The 2,970-nt window shown below is 73.6% G+C and carries 1 protein-coding gene; it reads left to right on the top strand.

What is annotated here, in order from left to right:
* Positions 1 to 2,970: type I polyketide synthase (locus ETD85_RS61280; RefSeq protein WP_138698938.1), on the top strand; the 2,970-nt coding region annotated here is incomplete at both ends.

The raw sequence follows: 2,970 nt of genomic DNA, 5'->3' as shown, positions 1-2,970 counted from the left end.
GCCCTGAACCCCGACGGCACCGTCCTGATCACCGGCGGAACCGGCGCGCTCGGCATCCACCTGGCCCGCCACCTCGTCACCCGCCACGGCATCCGCCACCTGCTCCTGGCCAGCCGCCGCGGCCCCGACGCGCCCGGCGTCACCGACCTGGAGTCCCTCGGGGCGCAGGTCACCATCGCCGCCTGCGACACCGCCGACCGCGCCGCCCTGGCCGCCCTCCTGGAGACGATCCCGGCCGAGCACCCGTTGACCGCCGTCTTCCACACGGCGGGCGTCCTGCACGACGCCACCATCGACGCGCTCACCCCCGACCAGTTGCACACCGTGCTACGCGCGAAGGCGGACACCGCCTGGCACCTGCACGAGCTGACCGGCGACCTCGACGCGTTCGTGGTCTACTCCTCGATCTCCGGTCTCCTCGGCAACCCGGGGCAGGCCAACTACGCCGCCGCCAACGCCTACCTCGACTCCTTCGCCCACCAGGTGCAGGGGATCTCCCTCGCCTGGGGCCTCTGGGAGGCGGGCATGGGAGCGGCGCTCGATCCGGCGCAGGTGGCGCGTACCGGCATCCTGCCCTTCTCCCCCGAGACGGCGCTCGGCCTGCTCGACACCGCGCTCGCGGGCGGCCGGTCCTGCCTGGCGCCCGTCCGGCTGGACGCCGCCGTGCTGCGCGCGCAGGCCGAGGCCGGGACGATCGCGCCGGTGCTGCGCGACCTGGTCCGTACGGCACGGCGTACCGGGGGCAGCGGATCCTCACTCGCGGACCGGATGAACGCGCTCGACGCGAGCGCGCGGGAGAGCTTCCTCCTCGATGTGATCAAGGAGCAGGCGGCCGCCGTGCTCGGGCATGGCTCGGGCGCGTCGATCGACGCCGAGCGGTCGTTCCAGCAGATGGGGTTCGACTCGCTGATGTCGGTGGACCTGCGCAACCGGCTCAACGCCGCCACCGGGCTGCGGCTGCCCGCCACGACCCTGTTCGACTACCCCACCGCCGACGCGCTGGCCGGGCATCTGCGCGACCAATTCGCGGCCACCGCTCCGGCGGCCCCGCCCGCCGTCGTGACCCCCGCGCCGGCCCTCGATGACGACCCGATCGCGATCGTCGGCATGGCCTGCCGCTATCCCGGCGGCGTGACCACGCCCGAGGAGCTGTGGCGGCTGCTGGCCGACGGCGTGGACGCCACCGGCCCGTTTCCCGGCAACCGGGGCTGGTCCGTGGCCGACCTCTACGACCCCGACCCGGACGCCCCCGGCAAGACGTATGCCCGGCGCGGCGGTTTCCTGTACGACGCGGACCGGTTCGACCCGGCGTTCTTCGGCATCAGCCCGCGCGAGGCCACGGCCATCGACCCCCAGCAGCGCCTCCTCCTGGAGACCGCCTGGGAGGCGATCGAGCGGGCCGGCATCGACCCGGTCGCGCTGCGCGGCAGCCGTACCGGGGTGTTCGCGGGGTTCGCCGGGCAGGAGTACGCCACGCTCTGCGACGTGGGGCCCGAGTCGTCGGCGGGCTATCTGCTGACCGGGATCGCGGGGAGCGTGGCGTCGGGGCGGGTCTCGTACACGCTGGGGCTGGAGGGTCCCGCGGTCACCGTGGACACGGCCTGCTCGGCCTCGCTCGTGGCCATGCACCTGGCGGTGCAGGCGCTGCGCAACGGGGAGTGCGAGCTGGCGCTGGCCGGGGGCGCGACCGTGATGGCCAGCCCGGGGATGTTCCTGGAGTTCAGCCGCCAGCGCGGGCTCGCGCCCGACGGGCGGTGCAAGCCGTTCGCGGACGCGGCCGACGGGGTGGCCTGGGGCGAGGGCGCCGGGCTCGTCCTGCTCGAACGGCTCTCCGCGGCCCGCGCCAACGGGCACCCGGTGCTGGCGCTGGTCCGGGGCAGCGCGATCAACCAGGACGGGGCCAGCAACGGCCTCACCGCGCCGAACGGCCCCTCGCAACAGCGCCTGATCGGTCAGGCGCTGGCCGTCGCCCGCCTCACGCCGGGCGACGTGGACGCCGTGGAAGCGCACGGCACCGGCACCATGCTCGGCGACCCGATCGAGGCCCAAGCCCTGCTGGCCACCTACGGCCAGAACAGGGAGACCCCGCTCTGGCTCGGGTCGGTCAAGTCCAACATCGGCCACACCCAGGCCGCCGCGGGCGTCGCCGGGGTGATCAAGATGGTCCAGGCCATGCGGTACGGCCTGCTCCCCAAGACCTTGCACGTGGACGCGCCCAGCCATCACGTGGACTGGGAGGCCGGCGCGGTCAGCCTGCTCACCGAGCCGACGCCCTGGCCCGCCCATGACGACCGGCCCCGCCGGGCCGCCGTCTCGTCGTTCGGGATCAGCGGCACCAACGCCCACCTCATCCTCGAAGCGGTGCCCACGGCCGACATCGAGCCTGCGGCCACCGGCGGCCCGGTCCCGTGGATCCTGTCGGGCAAGACCGAGCAGGCGGTCCGCGACCAGGCCACCCGCCTGGCCGAGCACGTCCGCGCACACCCCGAGCTGTCACCCGCCGACGTCGGCTACACCCTGGCCACCCGCACCCGCTTCCCCTACCGCGCCACCGTGACCGGCACCACCCGTGAAGAGCTCCTGGACCAGCTCGACGCCCTGCCCCAACCCATCACCGTGCCGTCGGGCAAGACAGCCTTCCTGTTCACCGGCCAGGGCAGCCAGCAGGCCGGCATGGGCGCCGACCTCTACCGCACCCAGCCCGTCTTCGCCCAAGCGCTCGACGAAGTGTGCGCGGTCCTGGACACCCACCTCGAACGCCCGCTCAAAGACGTCATGTTCACCGACGCCGACGCACTCAACGACACCCGCTACACCCAACCCGCCATCTTCGCCTTCCAAACCGCCCTGCACCGCCTCCTCGCCCACCACGGCATCACCGCCGACTACTACGCAGGCCACTCACTCGGCGAAATCACCGCCTCCCACCTCGCCGGCGTCCTCAACCTCCAAGACGCCGCCCGCATGGTC

It is taken from the genome of Nonomuraea zeae (genome assembly GCF_005889725.1).
In the GTDB taxonomy this organism is placed as follows: domain Bacteria; phylum Actinomycetota; class Actinomycetes; order Streptosporangiales; family Streptosporangiaceae; genus Nonomuraea; species Nonomuraea zeae.
This window is presented reverse-complemented; position numbering and strand designations above follow the sequence as displayed.